Below are 18,660 nucleotides of genomic sequence, written 5' to 3'. Positions count from 1 at the left end.
GTGCGTCAGGGCTGCGGGTGGGAGTCACAACCGGGGGTGCGTCTCAGAACAGTCCCGGGATCACCTCCTGCTCCATCTCCGAATAGCTCTCTTCGTTGCTCTCGAGGTACGCGTTCCACGCGGCCGCGTCCCAGATCTCCGCGTGCGCGCCGACGCCCGTCACGACGAGCTCCTTCTCGAGCCCGGCGTACGTGCGCAGGTGCTGCGGGATCGTGATCCGGTTCTGGCCGTCGGGGGTCTCGGCGCTCGCTCCGGACAGGAACATGCGCAGGAAGTCGCGCGCCTGCTTGTTGCTCAGGGGGGCCTGACGCACGCGCTCGTGGACCTGCTCGAACTCGGCCGTGCTGAACACGTACAGGCAGCGTTCCTGTCCGCGCGTCACGACGACGCCTCCGGCCAGCTCCTCGCGGAACTTCGCGGGGAGGATGACGCGGCCTTTGTCGTCGAGCTTGGGGGTGTGGGTACCCAACAGCATCGGCCTTCACCCCCCTTCGTCCGGCCGGTCCCGAGGATGCCCCCACTTTACTCCACTTCCCCCCACTGTCTAGAGAGGACGGCGATATTCTTCCCGGCGCGCCGCCGCGGCTTCCTTGGAATTCCGCAGTGGAGCGCCGGTGGAGCGCGGTGGAGGGATTTCGGCGGGTCCAGTCGCTCGACCAGCGTGGGCGGATGCCGGCTTCGACTCGCTTCGCTCGCTCAGCCCGTTTCGACTCCGGCGCTGGCGCGCCTCCGCTCAACGACCGAGGGGATGCCCGTTTCGTCTCCGGCGCCGGCGCGCCTCCGCTCAACGACCGGGGGGATGCCCGTCTCGTCTCCGGCGCCGGCGCGCCTCCGCTCAACGACCGGGGGGGAATGCCCGTTTCGACTGCGGCGCCGGCGCGCCTCAACAACGACCGAACCTGAAGTCCGAGATCTACCGTCGTGCGAGCGAAGCGAGCGTGCCGCGGATGCGGCCCCCGCAGCGCGAAGCGCTGCCGAACGGAGCGTCAGCGACGTTCTCGCTCGCGAAGGGCCCCCGAAGGGGCGCCCGCACGCGTGCGACCGCTTCTCAAAAAGAAAGCGCCGACCCGGAGGTCGGCGCTCAGGTGGAGCGAGAGGGAGGGTCAGCCGTCGCCGTTGTGACGGCGGTCCCACCGCTCGTTCATGCGGTCCATGAACGATCCGCCGCGGTTGCCGCGCGCGGCGGTGGTGCGGCCGGCGCGCGTGGTCGGGGTGCTGCCGCGGACCGGGGTGACGCCGAAGATCACGCCGCCGAGCATGGCGGCGAATCCCGCGACGCCGAGCACGAGTCCCGCGGCGAGGCTCGTGCCCCACAGGGCGATACCGGCGACGATCGCGCCGAGGCCGACGAGCACGAGGATCGCGCCGACGACCAGGTTGCGGTAGCTCAGGACCGGCGCGCCCACGGGCGCGCTGACGACATCTGCATCGTTCTGCATGAGATGGCGCTCCATCTCATCCAGCAGACGCTGCTCCTGCTCGGAGAGTGGCATCGGGTCCCCCTCGGGTGGGTGTGGCTGACCATCATTCTAGTCGCCGGGCGGAGAACTAGGCTAGACCCGTGGCCGCCCCTCTCCCCCTTGTCGAAGCGATCTCCCAGCGGCTCGATAGCTTCGCGTCCGGACGCCGCGACGAGGCCCGCGAACTGGGCCCGGAAGCGGTCGATTTCACCGAGCACGCGATCGCCGCGCTGGACGGCGGGAAGCGCCTTCGCGGGCGGTTCTGCTGGTGGGGCTGGCGCGGCGTGGCGGGTTCGGACGCGGGGTCCGGCGTCGACGGCGACGCCGTCGTGGGCGTGTGCGCGGCGCTCGAGGTGTTCCAGGCGGCCGCACTCGTGCACGACGACCTGATCGACAACTCCGACACCCGCCGAGGCCGCCCGTCGGCGCACCGCGCGCTGGAGTCGGGTCATCGCGACGCGGGCTGGAGCGGCGACGCGGCCGCGTACGGTCGCGCGGGTTCGGTGCTGCTGGGGGACCTGCTGGTCGCGTGGAGCGACGACCTGCTCGAGGAGTCTCTCGCGCGGCTGTCGGATCCGGCCGCGGCGGCAGTGGCGCGCGGCGAGTACGCGCGCATGCGGCGGGATGTCACCGTCGGGCAGTTCCTCGACATCGCGGAGGAGTCCGCGTGGAGCACGGCCCCGGATGACGCGCACGCGGAGCGCGCGCTGCGCGTGGCGTCCTACAAGTCGGCGCGCTACAGCGTGCAGCAGCCGCTCGTGATCGGCGCCGCCCTGGCGGGTGCCGATGCCGTGCAGCGCGAGGCGCTGCGCGCGTTCGGCCATCCCCTGGGCATGGCGTTCCAGCTGCGGGACGACGTGCTGGGCGTCTTCGGCGAGCCGGCCGAGACCGGCAAGCCCGCCGGCGACGACCTCCGCGAGGGGAAGCGCACGGCGCTCGTCGCCTTCGCGCGCGCCGCCGCTTCGGCGGCGGACCGGGCCCGGATCGACGCGCTCCTGGGGGACCCGGCGCTGTCTGACGACGACGTCGCGGCCCTGCGCGGCGCGATCCAGAGCTCGGGCGCGCTGGACCGGGTCGAGCAGCTGATCGTCGACTTCGCCGCCGAGGCCGACGCGGCCCTCGCGGCGGCGCCGCTGGATCCCGAGGCGGCCGGTGAGCTCCGCCGACTGGCCCGCGCGGCGACGCACCGCCGCGCCTGACGCGCGGCGCTCGCTCAGGCCAGGGTCTGGGCGACGCGGCGCACCTCGGCCTTGCGGCCGGCGCGCAGCGCCTCGATCGGCGCGACGCCGATGGAGTCCTCGGGGGTCAGCAGCCAGTCGATCGACTCGTCGTCGCTGAAGCCCACGTCGTGCAGCACGATCAGCGTGCCGCGCAGGGACGACAGGAGCGCGCCGTCGAGGAAGAACACGGCCGGGACCTTGAGCGGGCCCTCGCGTCGGGAGCCGACGATGGCCTTCTCGTCGAGCAGGCGGCGCACGCGCCCCGGCGTCTCGCCCAGGAGCTCGGCGACGTCGGGCAGCGTCAGCCACTCGGTGGCGACCCGCCCGTCCGGGTCGGGCGTGGGGCCGTTCTGATCGTGGGAGGTGTTGTCCGCGGTCACGGAGCAACTATCTCACCCCTCCGCACCAGCGGGCGCGGGTCGCCGACGAGCTAGTCACATCAGTCACATCCGTCACTCGGACCCCGTACATAACACAGACCACGGCAGTTATCACAGGTTGACACGCCATCACTTCCGTGTCACGGTGTTCGGAGTCGATCCGAGGGGGACCCATCGTGCACCGTCGTCTGCCCGCGCGCGCCAGCCACGCTCGCGCCAGCCAGCCCATGCGCTCGCTCTTCACCACCGTCCCGGTGGCCATTGCGGGCTCCATCGCGCTCTCGCTGGGCGCAACGCCCGCATCCGCGGTCGAGATCAAGATGCGCGACGGCGTGCGCGAGGGCCAGTCCCCGACGGGCGCCTTCGGCCAGATCTCCGGCGCGAATGCGATCGCCGCGGCCCCGGCTCCCCGCATCGAGACGTCCGTGCGCACGGCGGCCCGCCCGGCCACCCACGTCGTGCAGCCCGGGGACACGGTCACGCGCATCGCCATCCGCGCCGGCCTCCGCACGATCGACGTGCTCACCTGGAACGGCCTGAGCTGGTCCAGCACGATCTACCCCGGCCAGGTCCTGCGCCTCACGCCGGGCGGCTCCGCCGCTCCGGCCGCCAAGCCCGCCGCGGCGAAGCCCGCCGCCGCCCCCGCCTCGTCCGGCGCGACGTACACGGTGAAGGCCGGCGACACCGTCTGGGGCATCGCGTACAACCACAAGACCACGGTCGCGGCGATCCTGCGGGCGAACGGCCTGAGCGAGTCGGCCGTGATCTACCCGGGCCAGAAGCTGAAGGTTTCGGGTTCCGCGCCCGCCGCGGCGAAGCCCGCCGCCCCCGCCTCCGCCTCGCGCGGGGTGGCGACCTCGAAGCCGGTGGCCGCCTCGGGCGCCACCTACACGGTCAAGGCCGGCGACACGGTGTGGGGCATCGCCCACAACCACGGCACCACGGTCGCCGCCCTCATCAAGCTGAACGGCCTGGGCTCCTCGGCGACGATCTTCCCCGGCCAGAAGCTCAAGGTCTCGGGCTCGTCCGCGGCCCCCGCGGCCGTCCCCGCGGCCGCGACCTCCCCCGCCCCCGCCGCCGCGCCCGCGGGCGCCAAGACGCACGAGGTCAAGGCCGGCGACACGCTCTGGGCGATCGCCGCCAAGCACGGCGCGAGCGTCGCGACGATCCTCAAGGCCAACGGCCTGTCCGAGGGCGCGATCATCTACCCCGGCCAGAAGCTCAAGCTCTCGGCGCCCACGCCGAAGCCCGCCGCGGCGACCGCGGCGGCGCAGGAGGACCCGCGCATCCAGCGCTCGGCCGTCCTCGACGCCGAGCAGGCCGAGAACGCCCGCCTCATCATCGCGGTCGGCCGTCAGCTCGGCGTGCCGGACCGCGGCATCGCGATCGCCCTGGCGACCGCGATGGTCGAGTCGAACATCCGCAACCTCGACTACGGCGACCGCGACTCGCTGGGCCTGTTCCAGCAGCGCCCGAGCGCCGGATGGGGCACGCCCGCGCAGATCCTCGACCGCGAGCGCTCGACGCGCGTCTTCTACGGCGGCCCGAGCAACCCGAACAAGGGGAACACGCGCGGTCTGCTCGACATCCGCGGCTGGCAGAGCATGGAGTTCACGGACGCGGCGCAGGCCGTGCAGATCTCGGCGTTCCCGAACCGCTACGGCCAGTGGGAGACCGCCGCGTACGGCTGGCTCGCCCAGCTCGGCTGATCCGCTCTCGAGAGGCCCGTGGGGTGCGCCGTTCCCGGCTCCCCACGGGCCTCGAACGTAGAATCCAACCGTGAGCACGAGTCAGCAGGTCGATCCCCTCATCGGGCGACTTGTCGACGGCCGGTACCGGGTCCGGGCGCGCATCGCGCGCGGCGGGATGGCCACCGTGTACGTCGCGACCGACCTGCGCCTCGAGCGTCGTGTCGCGCTCAAGGTGATGCACGGGCACCTGAGCGACGACAGCGTCTTCCAGAGCCGCTTCATCCAGGAGGCGCGCTCGGCCGCGAGGCTGTCGGACCCGCACGTCGTGAACGTGTACGACCAGGGCCAGGACGGCGAGCTCGCCTACCTGGTCATGGAGTACCTCCCGGGCATCACGCTGCGCGAGCTGCTCAAGGAGCAGCGCCGGCTCACCGTGACGCAGACCATCACGATCATGGACGCCGTGCTGTCGGGCCTGGCGGCCGCGCACCACGCGGGTCTGATCCACCGCGACGTGAAGCCCGAGAACGTGCTGCTGGCCGAGGACGGCCGCATCAAGATCGGCGACTTCGGCCTCGCGCGCGCGACATCCGCCAACACCGCGACAGGCCAGCAGCTGCTCGGCACGATCGCGTACCTGGCTCCGGAGCTCGTCACGCGCGGCACGGCCGACGCCCGCAGCGACATCTACGCGCTCGGCATCCTGCTCTACGAGATGCTCGCGGGCGAGCAGCCGTACAAGGGCGAGCAGCCCATGCAGATCGCCTTCCAGCACGCGACCGACTCCGTTCCGCGCCCCAGCGTCAAGAACCCCGGCGTGCCGGAGCAGCTCGACGAGCTGGTGCTGTGGGCGACCGAGAAGGACCCGGATGAGCGCCCGTCCGACGCGCAGGAGATGCTCGAGCGGCTCCGCGAGATCGAGCGCGAGCTCGGCATCGCCCCGCTGACGACCCGCAGCTCCTCCCCCGCCGCGTTCGAGACGCGTGTGCTCCCCGCCGAGGGCCTGACCTCCGGGGCCACCCGGATTCTGCCCGGCGGCCTGTCCGGCACGGGCGAGGTCACGGGAGAGCTGCCCGGCACGGGCGCGGTCGACGACCGCGACAACGCCGCACGCCTGCGCCACCGCATGGAGAAGCGCCGCCGCCGCGGGGGTCTGCTGGTCGCGCTCGTGCTGCTGCTCGCGGCCGCCGCGGGCGGCGCCGGCTGGTGGTTCGGCTCGGGCCCCGGTTCCCAGGTCGCGGTGCCATCGGTCGCCGGTCTCTCGTTCGCCGAGGCGGTCGCCGCCCTCGAGGAGCTCGAGCTGGAGGGCGTCGAGCGGGCCGAGCCCGCACTCGACGTGCCGGTCGGCGAGGCGATGTACACCGAGCCCGGTGCGGGCGAGCGGGTGGACAAGGGCGAGACGATCACGGTCGTGACCTCCTCCGGCCCCGCGCCCGTCGAGCTCGGCTCGTTCGAGGGCCTGTCGCTGGCGGACGCGCAGCGGGTGCTCGGCGAGCAGCACATCTCGTACGACGACGCCGAGAACCTCGAGCTCTACTCCGACGCCCCGGACGACCAGGTCATCGGCCTGGAGATCATCCCGGCCGGCACGGAGGAGCGCGTGCCGTGCTTCGAGGGCTGCGCGGCGCACCAGGGCGACGCCGCCGACTTCGTCGTGTCGCTCGGGCCGCTGCCCGACGTGACCGGACGCCCGATCGGCGAGGCGCAGAAGACCCTCGAGGACGCCGGGCTCACCGTGACCGTGGCCGAGGAGTACAGCGAGACCGTCGCCGCCGACACCGTCATCCGCGTCGAGCCGCGCGCGGAGGAGGGCAACTGGCGCCCCGGGGATGCGATCACGATCGTCAACTCGCTCGGGCCGCAGCTGTTCGAGGTGCCCAACGTCGTGGGCCTGACCCGTGACGAGGCCGTGAACGCGCTCTCCGCGAACTTCGAAGTCGCCGGTGTGGTCTTCCCCTGGAACATCGCGATGAACGAACACACCGAGGTCAAGTCCCAGTCGGTGGAGGCGGGCAGCTGGCACCGCGCGGGCACGACCGTCGAGATCTCGATCGACCTGCGCGACTGACGACCGGAAAGCCGAACGCCCCGGATCTCGCGAGGAGATCCGGGGCGTTCCGCGTACGCGCTCAGCGCTTCTCGAGCTCCTCCGCCACGAGGAAGGCCAGCTCGAGCGACTGCATGTGGTTCAGGCGCGGGTCGCACAGCGACTCGTAGCGGGTCGCGAGCGTTGCCTCGTCGATCTGCTCGGATCCGCCCAGGCACTCCGTGACGTCGTCGCCCGTGAGCTCGACGTGGATGCCGCCCGGGTACGTCCCGACGGCGCGGTGCGCCTCGAAGAAGCCGCGGACCTCGTCCACGACGTCGTCGAAGCGGCGCGTCTTGTAGCCGGTCGGCGTCGTGATGCCGTTGCCGTGCATGGGGTCGGTGACCCACAGCGGCAGGGCGCCCGAGTCCTTGACGGCCTCGAGCAGCGGCGGCAGCGCGTCGCGGATCTTCCCGGCGCCCATGCGCGTGATGAACGTCAGGCGCCCCGGCTCGCGCTCGGGGTCGAGCTTGTCGATCAGCGCCAGCGCCGTCTCCGGCGTGGTGGTCGGGCCGAGCTTGACTCCGATGGGGTTGCGGATGCGCGAGAAGTAGTCGACGTGCGCGCCGTCGAGGTCGCGCGTGCGCTCGCCGATCCACAGGAAGTGCGCCGACGTGTTGTACGGCGTGCCGGTGCGCGAGTCGATACGCGTCAGCGGGCGCTCGTAGTCCATCAGCAGGCCCTCGTGGCCCGTGTAGAACTCGACGCGGCGCAGCTCGTCGAAGTCCGCCCCGGCGGCCTCCATGAACTTGACGGCGCGGTCGATCTCGCGCGCCAGGCCCTCGTAACGCTGGTTCGCCGGGTTCTCGGCGAAGCCCTTGTTCCACGAGTGCACCTCGCGCAGGTCGGCGAAGCCGCCCTGCGTGAACGCACGGATGAGGTTCAGCGTCGAGGCCGAGGTGTGGTACGCCTTCAGCAGCCGCTGGGGGTCAGGCGTGCGCGAGACGGCCGTGAAGTCATACCCGTTCGCGATGTCGCCGCGGTAGGCCGGCAGGGTCACGTCGCCGCGCGTCTCGAGGTCGCTCGAGCGCGGCTTGGCGAACTGGCCCGCCATGCGGCCCATCTTGATGACCGGCATGGATGCGCCGTACGTCAGCACCACGGCCATCTGCAGCAGCGTCTTGACGCGGTTGCGGATCTTGTCGGCCGTCGCGCCCGCGAAGGTCTCGGCGCAGTCGCCGCCCTGCAGCAGGAACGACCGGCCCGCCGCGGCCTCGCCGAGGCGGTGCTTCAGGCTGTCGACCTCGCCCGCGAAGACGAGCGGCGGCTGCTGGGCGAGCTCGGCCGAGACGCGCTCGACCTCCGAATAGTCCGGCCACTCCGGCTGCTGCTTGATCGGAAGGGATCGCCAGATGTCCAGAGGGTCGGTGTTTCGCACCCCACGATGCTACCGGCGTCTCGGGGCCTCCGAGCACCGCGTGTCAGTCGGCGGGCGACGCGGCTCCGGCTGTCGGCGCCTCGGCCAGCGCCTCGTCTGCAGGCGCGGCCGACCGGGCCTGCGCGGCGAGCTGGTTCTTGACCGACGACGCGTAGACGTCGCGGTACCTCTGCTGCCCCAGCCGCTGGATCGCCACCATGATCTCGTCGGTCACCGAGCGGAGGATGTAGCGGTCGTTCTCCATGCCCTCGTAGCGGCTGAAGTCGAGCGGCTCGCCGATCACGACGCCCACCCGCACGACGCGCGGAATGGTCGTGCCGATCGGCATCATCGTGTCGGTGTCGACCATGACGACGGGGATGACCGGCACCTTCGCCTCCAGGGCCATGCGGGCGATGCCCGTCCGGCCGCGGTACAGGATGCCGTCGGGGCTGCGGGTGCCCTCCGGGTAGATGCCGAGCAGGTCACCGCGGCCGAGCACCTGCAGCGCCGTGTTGAGCGCGGCCTCCGACGCGGATCCGCCCGAGCGGTCGATCGGGATCTGGCCCGTTCCCTTCATGAACCACTTCGTCGCCCAGCCCTTGAGGCCGCGGCCCGTGAAGTACTCGGCCTTCGCGAGGAACGTCATGGGCCGCTCGATCATGAGCGGCAGGAAGATCGAGTCCGACACCGACAGGTGGTTGCTGGCGAGGATCGCCGCGCCGGTCGGCGGGATGTGCTCGGCGCCGACGATCCACGGCCGGAAGATCGCCTTCACGATCGGCCCGACGACGATGTACTTCATCAGCCAGTAGAACACCGCGAGCACATCCCTTCGAGCCGCCGCGGCCGCCCTCGCGGCGGCGCGCACTGAAGTCTAGCGGGCGGGCGCGCGGCCCCTTCGGATCGCGTCGCGCATGGGCGCGATGCTCCCGCGTGACTAGACTCGAGCCAGCCTGCCCATCCGGTACCGAAGGAGCTGCCGTGAGCGAGTTCTCGACCCCCGCGATCGTCCCCGCCGACCCCGAGGCGAACGTCGCCGACCTGCTCGTCGAGCGAGCCCGCACCACGCCCGACAAGGTGATCTTCGGGATCCCCGAGGGCGACGGCTGGCGCGACGTCACCGCGGCCGAGTTCGAGCGGCAGGTCATCGCTCTCGCGAAGGGCTTCGTCGCGGCCGGCGTGCAGCCGGGAGACAAGATCGGCTTCCTCGCCAAGACCACGTACGACTGGACGCTCGTCGACTTCGCGCTGTTCTACGCGGGCGCCGTCATGGTCCCGGTCTACGAGACCAGCTCGCCCGCGCAGGTGCAGTGGATCCTGTCCGACTCGGGCGCGGTGGGCCTGATCGTCGAGACGGCCGCGCACCACGACACGTTCCAGCAGGTCAAGGCGGAGCTGCCGCTCGTCGGGTCGGTATGGCGCATGGACGAGGGCATGATCGCCGACCTGAGCGCGCGCGGTGCCGACGTGCCCGACGCGGAGATCGAGCGCCGCCGCAGCCTGGCGAAGGGCTCCGACATCGCGACGCTGATCTACACGTCCGGTTCGACCGGCCGCCCGAAGGGGTGCGTGCTCACGCACAGCAACTTCGTCGAGACGGCCCGCAACGCGGCCGAGGCGCTGAGCGAGGTCGTCCACCAGCCGGGCGCCTCCACCGTCCTGTTCATCACGACCGCGCACGTGTTCGCCCGGTTCATGTCGGTCCTCTACATCCACGCCGGCGTCAAGACCGGCCACGAGCCCAACACCAAGAACCTCGTCAAGACGCTCGGATCCTTCCAGCCGACGCTCCTGCTCGCGGTCCCCCGCGTGTTCGAGAAGGTCTACAACTCGGCCGAGCAGAAGTCCGAGGCCGGCGGCAAGGGGAAGATCTTCCGTGCGGCTGCCGCGACCGCCGTGGAGCACTCGCGTCGCCTGCAGGACGGCGAGCGGATCGGCCTGGGCCTGAAGGTCAAGTTCGCGCTGTTCGACAAGCTCGTCTACTCCAAGCTGCGCGCGCTCATGGGCGGCCGGGTCACGTACGCCGTCTCGGGCTCCGCTCCCCTGGGCCCGCGCCTGGGCCACTTCTACCACAGCCTCGGGATCACGATCCTGGAGGGCTACGGCCTCACCGAGACCACGGCTCCCGCGACGGTCAACCTGCCGGGCCTCAGCAAGGTCGGCACGGTCGGCCCCGCGCTTCCCGGCGTGGCGGTGCGCGCGGCCGAGGACGGCGAGATCCAGGTCAAGGGCGTCAACGTGTTCAAGGAGTACTGGAAGAACCCCGAGGCCACCGCCGAGGCGTTCGACGGCGAGTGGTTCCGCACGGGCGACATCGGGTCGTTCGACGCCGACGGGTACCTCACGATCACGGGCCGCAAGAAGGAGATCATCGTCACGGCCGGCGGCAAGAACGTCGCCCCCGCCGCGCTCGAGGACCCCATCCGCGCGAACCCGATCGTCGCCCAGGTGGTCGTGGTCGGCGACCAGAAGCCCTTCATCTCGGCGCTCGTGACGCTCGACCCCGAGATGCTTCCGGCCTGGCTGGCCACGCACGGCGAGAGCTCCGACCTGACGCTGGAGCAGGCCGCGCAGAACCCGACCGTCCGGGCCGAGGTGCAGCGGGCGATCGACGAGGCCAACACGAAGGTGTCGCGCGCCGAGTCGATCCGCAAGTTCGCCATCCTCGGGACCGAGTGGACCGAGGCCACCGGCCACCTGACGCCCAAGATGTCGATCAAGCGCGCCGAGATCGTCAAGGACTTCGCGCGCGAGATCGATGAGCTCTACTCCACGCCGACCTCGACCAGCAACGTCTCGCTCGGCTGAGATTCTTTATTTCCCGCTTCGCGGGGTAGTGCATGGTGCGTGCGCGATCGCTCGCCCGGCGCTGGCGCGCCGGGACTCTCGATCGCGGGCTGTCGCTGGCGCTCCATCCCGGGCGGGAAGATCGCGTTCTCGAGGTGGTCGGCAGTCACTTCGCTCCACGCTCGCTTCGCTCGCACAGGGGAACAGGTGATCCCCCTCCCGAACTGAGCGGGGGATCACCGAGCAGAGAAAATCAAAACCAGTCGGACTCGCGGACGGCTTTCATGGCCTTGGCGCGCTCCTCCTTGGTGAGGCGCTGCAGGTAGACGACGCCGTCGAGGTGGTCGGTCTCGTGCTGGAGCATCTGGGCCATCAGCCCCTCGCCCTCGAGCACGACGGGGCGGCCGTCCAGGTCGATGCCCTCGGCGCGCGCGTAGGGATGGCGCAGCGCGTCGTGCCACAGGCCGGGCACCGACAGGCACCCCTCCCCCGTGGGCTCCGGCTCGCCGCGGACCTCGACCAGGCGCGGGTTGAGGATGTATCCGATGTCGCCGTCGATGTTGTAGCTGAAGGCGCGCAGGGCGACGCCGATCTGGGGTGCCGCGACGCCGGCGCGGCCGGGCAGCGCCACCGAGTCCAGCAGGTCCTGCACGAGCGCGCGCACGCCCTCGTCGATCGTCTCGATCTCGGCGCACGGCGTGCGCAGCACGGGGTCGCCGTACAGGCGGATCTCGCGCGCGGTCACGCCGTGCGGCCCTCGGCGCGCAGGCCGTCGATCACGCGGGCGGCGAGCTCGCGCGCGGCCTGACGGGTCTGCGGCTGCAGCTCGCGGTACACGATCGCGCTGCCCGTGGCGAGGGCCGGGTCGTAGGGCAGGTGGACGACCGTGCGCACCCGGCTGCCGAAGTGCACCTCGAGCTCGCTCAGGCGCACCATCGGCGCACCGGCGGACTGCTGGTTGAGCACCACGATGCTGTTGCGCGCGAGGTCCTCGTAGCCGTTCGACTCGAGCCACGTCAGGGTCTCGGACGCCAGGCGCACCTCGTCGAGGCTCAGGCCGGTCACGATCACCAGCTGGTCGGCGTGCTTCAGCGTCGCGCTCATCACCGAGTGGATGATGCCGGTCCCGGTGTCGGTCAGCACGAGCGAGTAGAAGTGCTCGGCCACGTCCGCGACCGTGCGGTAGTCCTCCTCGCCGAAGGCCTGCGAGATGCGCGGGTCGGTGTCCGACGCGAGCACGTCCAGGCGCGTCTCGTCGCGCGCGACGAACCGGGACATGTCGCTGAAGCCGCGGATGTCGCCGGCCGTGTGGACCAGGTCGCGCACGGTCTTGTCGACGCGCTTGCCGATGCGGTCGGCGAGCGTGCCGCGGTCGGGGTTCGCGTCGATCGCGATCACGCGGTCATCGCGGCCGTCGGCGAGCGCCATCCCGAGCAGCGTCGTGACGGTGGTCTTGCCGACTCCGCCCTTGCGGCTGAGCACCGGCACGAACCGCGTCTCCCCGGCCAGCGGGGCCGCGACACGCGCCTCCAGCGCCTTGCGCGCACGCGCCTTGCGGCTGTCGCCGAGGTTCACGCGGCCGCCGGTGAGGCCGTACACGAGCTCGCTCCACACGCCCTCCGGCGCCGCCTTCGGCGCGCGCTGCGGGTTGAGCACGCGGTCGGGCGTGAGCAGATCGCTGGACTCGCGATCCGCGTTCCTGCCGAGATCCTCCAGGCGTCGCGCGGTCATCTCGAGTGCTCCTGTCGTCTGCGTCTTCGTGAGGGGCGCCGGCTCGAGGCTCGTGGACGCGGCGCGCGCTGCGGCCGTCTCCTCCGCCCACAGCCGGGCGAACGTCTGGGGGCGCTGCGCGGGCGTCGCCGGCGCGGGATCCTCGGCGAGCGGCGCCTCGGGGGTCACGTCGTCCGCGTCCTCCGCGCCGTGCGCGTCCTCCGCGTGGTCCGAGTCCTCCGCCTCGTCCGCGTCGTCGGGCTCGTCCTCGTCGTCGAACAGGTGCGCGAACGCGTCCTCTCCCTCTTCCGGGGATTCGTCGTCGTCGGAGCCCTCGGCCTCGGCGGGATCGGGCACCGCGTGCGCGGCGGCGTGCTCGGCCGCGAGCGCGGCCGCGGCGGCACGCCAGGCGTCGACCTGCGCCGCGACGGCGTCCGGCTCCTCCGGGATCTCGTCGGCGTCTGCGGCCGCCTCGATCCCCTCGGCGTCTTCGGGCTCGCTCTCCTCGAGCTCGTCCTGGGACCCGTTCTCGGGCTCTTCGGACTCCGGCTCGTCGAAGCCCGAGGCCTCGGCCTCGAGCTCCTCGGCGTCGGACTCCTCGGACTCGGACTCCTCCGACTCGGACTGCTCGGATCCGGACGCGCCGGGCTCGGCGTCCTCGGTCCGATCGACGCCGTCCTCGGGCTCATCTGCGGCATCCGCGGCATCCGACACGACGACCACGTCGATCACCTCGTGCTCGACGTCCGGACCGAGGTCCTCCGCGGCGTCGTGCTCCTCGGCGTCGCCGGGCTCCTCGATGATCTCGCCCGTGAGGGTCGTCTCGTCCCCCGCGGTCTCCGCGGCCTCGGCAGCGGCCTCGATCTCGTCGACCTCGTCGGCGGGCAGCTCGATCACGATGCCCCCGCTGCGCAGATCGCCGGGCTCGATCTCGTCGTCGACGACCTCGTCGTCGGGCTCCTCGAGCACCTGCGGCAGCACGACGCGCACCTGGGCCGTCTGCGGGCTCAGGATGCCGATCGCCGTGGTGTCGAGGCCGGCGGCGGCGAGGACGCCGTGGTCCTCGCCGCCCGCCTCGAAGTCATCGGGATCGGTCGTGATCTTCTTCACCACTGCGGCTTCACTCCAACGGGGTGCTGTCCCCACACGGGCGAGCCCCTCCCGCCCCGGCGCCCGGGCGAGGCCGGGCGCCCCCCAGATTACTGTCCGGTGGCGATGACGACCAAAAGGTCGCCGCCGTCCACCTGCTGGGTGGGGCCGACCGCGAGCCGCTCGACGATTCCGCCGTGCGTGGTGGTGATCGCCGCCTCCATCTTCATGGCCTCGATCGACGCGACCGCCTGGCCGGCCTCGACGCGGTCGCCGACCGCCACCTTGAGGGTGACCACGCCGGAGAACGGCGCGGCGACCTGGCCGGGCTTGGACGTGTCCGCCTTCTCGGCGGCGTGCGTCTCGACCTCGATGCTTCGGTCGCGCGCGGCGACGGGTCGCAGCTGGCCGTTGAGCGTCGTCATGACCGAGCGGTAGCCCTTGTCGTCCGGCTCGCCGATCGCCTCGAGGCCGACGAACAGCTGCACGCCGCGCTCGATCTCGACGACGTGCTCGCCGCCCTGCTCGAGCCCGTACAGGTAGTCAGCGGTGTCGAGCACCGAGAGGTCGCCGTACGTCTCGCGCGCGGTCTCGAACGCCTTGGTCGGCTGCGGGAACAGCAGACGGTTCAGCGTCGAGCGGCGCTGCGCCGACTCGCCCTCGAGGGCCTCGGCGTCGGCCGGCTCCAGCGGCGTGATGCTCGGCTTGATGTCGCGGCCCGCAAGCACCTTCGAGCGGAAGGGCTCGGGCCATCCGCCGGGCAGGTCGCCCAGCTCGCCCGCCATGAACGCCACGACGGAGTCCGGCACGTCGTACTTGTGCGGGTTCTGCTCGAAGTCGGCGGGGTCGGCCTTGACGGCGGCGAGGTGCAGCGCGAGGTCGCCCACGACCTTCGAAGAGGGCGTGACCTTGGGTACGCGCCCGAGGATGTCGTTGGCGGCCGCGTACATGTCCTCGATCAGCTCGAAGTCGTCGGCCAGGCCCAGCGCGATCGCCTGCTGGCGCAGGTTCGAGAGCTGGCCGCCCGGGATCTCGTGCTTGTACACGCGGCCCGTGGGCCCGGCCAGGCCCGACTCGAACGGCTTGTACAGGTGGCGCACGGCCTCCCAGTACGGCTCGAGGTCGGAGACCGCCTGCAGGTCGATGCCCGTGTCGCGCTCGGTGTGCGCGAGCGCGGCGACCAGCGCCGACAGCGACGGCTGGCTCGTGGTGCCGGCCATCGGGGCGGCGGCCGCGTCGACCGCGTCGGCGCCCGCGGCGCTGGCCGCGAGCAGGGTGGCGAGCTGGCCGCCCGGGGTGTCGTGCGTGTGCACGTGGACGGGCAGGTCGAAGCGCTCGCGGAACGCCGAGACGAGCTTGGCGGCCGCGGCCGGGCGCAGCAGGCCCGCCATGTCCTTGATGGCCAGGATGTGCGCGCCGGCGTCGACGATCTGCTCCGCGAGGCGCAGGTAGTAGTCGAGCGTGTACAGGGTCTCGCCGGGGTTCAGCAGGTCGCCGGTGTAGCAGACCGCGACCTCCGCGACCGAGGTGCCGGTCGCGCGCACCGCGTCGATCGCCGGGCGCATCTGCGAGACGTCGTTGAGCGCGTCGAAGATGCGGAAGATGTCGATGCCGCTCGCCGCCGCCTCGCGCACGAACGCGTCCGTCACCTCCGTCGGGTACGGCGTGTAGCCGACCGTGTTGCGGCCGCGCAGGAGCATCTGGATCGCGACGTTCGGCAGGGCCTCGCGCAGCTTGTCGAGGCGCTCCCACGGGTCCTCGGCGAGGAAGCGCAGCGCGACGTCGTACGTGGCGCCACCCCAGGCCTCGACCGACAGCAGCTGCGGCGTGAGGCGGGCGACGTGGGGCGCGACCGCCACGAGGTCCCTGGTGCGCACGCGGGTCGCGAGGAGCGACTGGTGCGCGTCGCGGAACGTCGTCTCGGTGACGGCCAGGGCGGTCTGCTCGCGCAGCGCGCGGGCGAAGCCCTCGGGGCCGAACTCCTGCAGGCGCTGGCGCGATCCGGCGGGCGCCGGGGTCGCCAGGTCGATCGCGGGCAGCTTGACCGCGGGCGCGATGCCGAGCGGGTTCTCGCCGTTGGGCTTGTTGACGGTGACGTCGACGAGCCAGTTCAGGACCTTCGATCCGCGGTCCTTCGACACGCGGCCCGCGAGCAGCTCGGGACGCTCGTCGATGAACGACGTCGAGACGTCGCCCTTCACGAACTGCGGGTCGTCGAGGACGGCCTGCAGGAACGGGATGTTGGTCGCGACGCCGCGGATGCGGAACTCGGCCAGGGCGCGACGGGCGCGCGCGACGGCAGCGCCGAAGTCGCGGCCGCGGCACGTGAGCTTGGCGAGCATCGAGTCGAAGTGCGGGCTCACCTGCGCGCCGGCGGCCGTGGTGCCGCCGTCGAGGCGGATGCCCGCGCCGCCCGGCGAGCGGTAGGTCGTGATCTTGCCCGTGTCAGGGCGGAAGCCCTGCGCCGGGTCCTCGGTCGTGATGCGGCACTGCAGGGCCGCGCCGCGCAGGTGGATCGACTCCTGCTCGAGCCCGAGGTCGGCGAGCGTCTCGCCCGCGGCGATCCGCATCTGCGACTGCACGAGGTCGACGTCCGTGACCTCCTCGGTCACGGTGTGCTCGACCTGGATGCGCGGGTTCATCTCGATGAAGACGACCTGGCCGGCGCGCTCGCCCGCGGTCTCGAGGAGGAACTCGACGGTGCCGGCGTTCTCGTAGCCGATCGACTTCGCGAAGGCCACGGCGTAGCGGTGCAGGTCGGCGCGGATGGAGTCGTCCAGGTTCGGCGCCGGGGCGATCTCGATGACCTTCTGGTGGCGGCGCTGCAGCGAGCAGTCGCGCTCGAACAGGTGCACCGTGGCGCCCGACTTGTCGGCGAGGATCTGCACCTCGATGTGGCGCGGGCGCACGACGGCCTGCTCCAGGAACATCCGCGGGTCGCCGAACGCGCTGTTCGCCTCGCGCATGGCCTCGGCCAGCGCGGGCGCCAGCTCGGCCTTGGTCTCGACGCGGCGCATGCCGCGGCCGCCGCCGCCGGCGACCGCCTTCGCGAACAGCGGGAAGCCGATCTCGTCCGACTGCGCCACGAGCGTGTCGACGTCGTCCGACGCCTCGGTGGAGCGCAGCACGGGAACGCCGGCCTTGATGGCGTGCTCCTTGGCCGTGACCTTGTTGCCGGCCATCTCGAGCACCGTCGAGGACGGGCCGATGAACGTGATGCCGGCCGCGGCGGCCTTGGCGGCGAGGTCGGGGTTCTCCGAGAGGAAGCCGTATCCGGGGTAGATGGCGTCGGCACCCGACTCGACGGCGACGCGCACGATCTCGTCGACATCCAGGTAGGCGCGGACCGGGTGGCCCTCCTCGCCGATCCGGTACGCCTCGTCGGCCTTCAGGCGGTGCAGGGAGTTGCGGTCTTCGTACGGGTAGACCGCGACGGTCCGCGCTCCCAGCTCATAGGCGGCCCGGAAAGCCCGGATCGCGATCTCACCACGGTTCGCCACGAGGATCTTGCTGAACATGCGGGCCCTTCTGCTGTCCCGGCGGGTGGGGATGCGCCGGGGCGGACAAGAGTCATCTGACGGGGAGGGCCGTCCGCCGTCCCCGCGCGGTCCGCGACCCTGGGTCGCAGACGTGGTTCTCAGCATAGGGCGTTGTAACGTTGGGGATTGTGCACGTACTCAGCGTCAGTTCCCTCAAGGGAGGCGTGGGCAAGACGACCGTGACTCTCGGTCTCGCGTCCGCCGCCTTCGCACGCTCGCTGCGCACGCTGGTGGTCGATCTCGACCCCCAGGCGGACGTCTCGACCGGCCTGGATGTGCAGATCGCGGGACGCCTGAACGTCTCGGACGTGCTCACCAGCCCGAAGGAGAAGATCGTCCGTCAGGCGATCACGTCGAGCGGCTGGACGCGCGTGCACGACGGCACGATCGACGTCATGCTCGGCAGCCCGTCGGCCATCAACTTCGACGGCCCGCACCCCACGGTGGCGGACGTCTGGAAGCTCGAGGAGGCCCTCGCCTCGATCGAGTCGGAGTACGACCTCGTCCTGATCGACTGCCCGCCGTCCCTCAACGCCCTCACGCGCACGGCGTGGGCGGCCAGCGACCGCGTCATGGTCGTCACGGAGCCCGGCCTGTTCTCGGTCGCCGCCGCGGACCGCGCCCTGCGCGCGATCGAGGAGATCCGCCGCGGCCTCTCCCCCCGCCTGCAGCCGCTCGGCATCGTCGTGAACCGGGTCCGCCCGCAGTCGGTCGAGCACCAGTTCCGCATCAAGGAGCTGCGCGACATGTTCGGCCCGCTCGTGCTCGAGCCGCAGCTGCCGGAACGCACGTCGCTGCAGCAGGCGCAGGGCGCCGCGAAGCCGCTGCACGTGTGGCCCGGCGAGTCCGCCCAGGAGCTGGCCGCCGACTTCGACGCGCTCCTCGACCGCATCATGCGCGCGGGCCGCATCGAGGACCCCCAGGACAGCGCTTCTTAAACCAGAGGAAGCTCCCACTCGTCGGGCCCCCGCTTCGCGGATGCCGCTCCTCGAGGGATGGACGTCGCTCCGCTCCACGCTCGCTTCGCTCGCACGATGCTCGCTGATCGCGTGGTCGTCGAGCCGAGGCGAGGAACGAGCCGGAGTCAGAACGTGGCCGGACCAACCCGGCCGGCCGGGTCGCTTCGACCCGTTTCGACTCCTCGCTAGCGCTCGTCGCTCAACGACCACAGGGGTGGCGCCGACCTCGACTCGCTTCGCTCCGCTCAACGACCGACAGCAACCCCGGACATCTAAAGGCGTGCGAGCGAAGCGAGCGTGCCGCGGAGCGGCCAATCGCAGCGCGAAGCGCTGCCGAACGGAGCGTCAGCGACGTTCTCGCTCGCGAGTGTCCGGCGCG

General features: G+C 71.7%; 13 protein-coding genes. 5 read left to right on the top strand and 8 right to left on the bottom strand.

Going from position 1 to position 18,660, the window contains the following annotated elements; genetic code table 11:
• Positions 1 to 43 precede the first annotated feature (43 nt).
• Positions 44 to 475, bottom strand: coding sequence for a division/cell wall cluster transcriptional repressor MraZ (gene mraZ, locus ASD19_RS09460; protein ID WP_055991719.1), 432 nt, complete (start codon positions 473 to 475; stop codon positions 44 to 46).
• 628 nt (positions 476 to 1,103) lie between these two features.
• Entirely contained in the window at positions 1,104 to 1,493 is a 390-nt protein-coding gene (locus tag ASD19_RS09455; RefSeq protein WP_055991716.1) for a DUF3040 domain-containing protein, read from the bottom strand.
• A 68-nt stretch (positions 1,494 to 1,561) separates the two neighbouring features.
• On the opposite strand from ASD19_RS09455, the gene ASD19_RS09450 reads away from it, so the two are divergent.
• Entirely contained in the window at positions 1,562 to 2,659 is a 1,098-nt protein-coding gene (locus ASD19_RS09450; protein ID WP_055991713.1) for a polyprenyl synthetase family protein, read from the top strand.
• Positions 2,660 to 2,673: 14 nt separating this feature from the next.
• On the opposite strand, the gene ASD19_RS09445 is transcribed toward ASD19_RS09450, so the two are convergent.
• Positions 2,674 to 2,985, bottom strand: coding sequence for an Rv2175c family DNA-binding protein (locus tag ASD19_RS09445; RefSeq protein WP_055992003.1), 312 nt, complete (start codon positions 2,983 to 2,985; stop codon positions 2,674 to 2,676).
• A gap of 251 nt (positions 2,986 to 3,236) precedes the next feature.
• Between ASD19_RS09445 and ASD19_RS09440 the strand changes: the two genes are divergently transcribed.
• On the top strand, positions 3,237 to 4,769 hold the full coding sequence (locus ASD19_RS09440; RefSeq protein ID WP_134745666.1) for a LysM peptidoglycan-binding domain-containing protein: 1,533 nt from the start codon (positions 3,237 to 3,239) through the stop codon (positions 4,767 to 4,769).
• A 70-nt stretch (positions 4,770 to 4,839) separates the two neighbouring features.
• Positions 4,840 to 6,819 carry a Stk1 family PASTA domain-containing Ser/Thr kinase gene (gene pknB / locus ASD19_RS09435; protein WP_055991706.1) on the top strand — a complete coding sequence of 660 codons (1,980 nt, stop codon included), beginning with the start codon at positions 4,840 to 4,842 and terminating at the stop codon, positions 6,817 to 6,819.
• Positions 6,820 to 6,880: 61 nt separating this feature from the next.
• Here pknB and ASD19_RS09430 read toward each other — a convergent pair whose 3' ends face one another.
• Positions 6,881 to 8,215, bottom strand: coding sequence for a class II 3-deoxy-7-phosphoheptulonate synthase (locus tag ASD19_RS09430; protein WP_055991703.1), 1,335 nt, complete (start codon positions 8,213 to 8,215; stop codon positions 6,881 to 6,883).
• A 43-nt stretch (positions 8,216 to 8,258) separates the two neighbouring features.
• The gene (locus ASD19_RS09425; protein ID WP_055992000.1) at positions 8,259 to 9,014 is read right to left on the bottom strand and encodes a lysophospholipid acyltransferase family protein; all 756 of its coding nucleotides are present in this window, start codon (positions 9,012 to 9,014) and stop codon (positions 8,259 to 8,261) included.
• 164 nt (positions 9,015 to 9,178) lie between these two features.
• Between ASD19_RS09425 and ASD19_RS09420 the strand changes: the two genes are divergently transcribed.
• A complete protein-coding gene (locus ASD19_RS09420; RefSeq protein ID WP_055991700.1) occupies positions 9,179 to 11,005 on the top strand; it encodes an AMP-dependent synthetase/ligase in 1,827 nt (608 codons plus the stop codon).
• Between the two features lie 232 nt (positions 11,006 to 11,237).
• Here the strand turns inward: ASD19_RS09420 and ASD19_RS09415 are convergent, their stop codons facing one another.
• The 3 genes from ASD19_RS09415 to ASD19_RS09405 form a co-directional block, all read right to left on the bottom strand.
• The gene (locus tag ASD19_RS09415; protein WP_055991697.1) at positions 11,238 to 11,729 is read right to left on the bottom strand and encodes a peptide deformylase; all 492 of its coding nucleotides are present in this window, start codon (positions 11,727 to 11,729) and stop codon (positions 11,238 to 11,240) included.
• Positions 11,726 to 13,804 carry a nucleotide-binding protein gene (locus ASD19_RS14835; RefSeq protein WP_235563015.1) on the bottom strand — a complete coding sequence of 693 codons (2,079 nt, stop codon included), beginning with the start codon at positions 13,802 to 13,804 and terminating at the stop codon, positions 11,726 to 11,728. Before ASD19_RS14835 ends, ASD19_RS09415 begins: the two co-directional genes overlap by 4 nt.
• Positions 13,805 to 13,893: 89 nt before the next feature.
• Complete coding sequence (locus tag ASD19_RS09405) at positions 13,894 to 17,301, bottom strand: pyruvate carboxylase (RefSeq protein ID WP_055991694.1); 3,408 nt, start codon at positions 17,299 to 17,301, stop codon at positions 13,894 to 13,896.
• Between the two features lie 149 nt (positions 17,302 to 17,450).
• Here ASD19_RS09405 and ASD19_RS09400 point away from each other — a divergent pair, with 149 nt between their 5' ends.
• Entirely contained in the window at positions 17,451 to 18,260 is an 810-nt protein-coding gene (locus ASD19_RS09400; protein WP_055991692.1) for a ParA family protein, read from the top strand.
• Positions 18,261 to 18,660 lie beyond the last annotated feature (400 nt).

Source organism: Microbacterium sp. Root53, from assembly GCF_001426925.1.
Lineage (GTDB): Bacteria > Actinomycetota > Actinomycetes > Actinomycetales > Microbacteriaceae > Microbacterium.
The sequence above is the reverse complement of the archived record's forward strand: the minus strand, read 5'-3'. Positions and strand labels throughout refer to the sequence as shown.

Excerpts from the sequence above, each read along its gene's own strand:
- ASD19_RS09455 (WP_055991716.1), bottom strand. The coding sequence starts at position 1,493 with ATGCCACTCTCCGAGCAGGAGCAGCGTCTGCTGGATGAGATGGAGCGC.
- mraZ (WP_055991719.1), bottom strand. The coding sequence starts at position 475 with ATGCTGTTGGGTACCCACACCCCCAAGCTCGACGACAAAGGCCGCGTC.
- ASD19_RS09405 (WP_055991694.1), bottom strand. The coding sequence starts at position 17,301 with ATGTTCAGCAAGATCCTCGTGGCGAACCGTGGTGAGATCGCGATCCGG.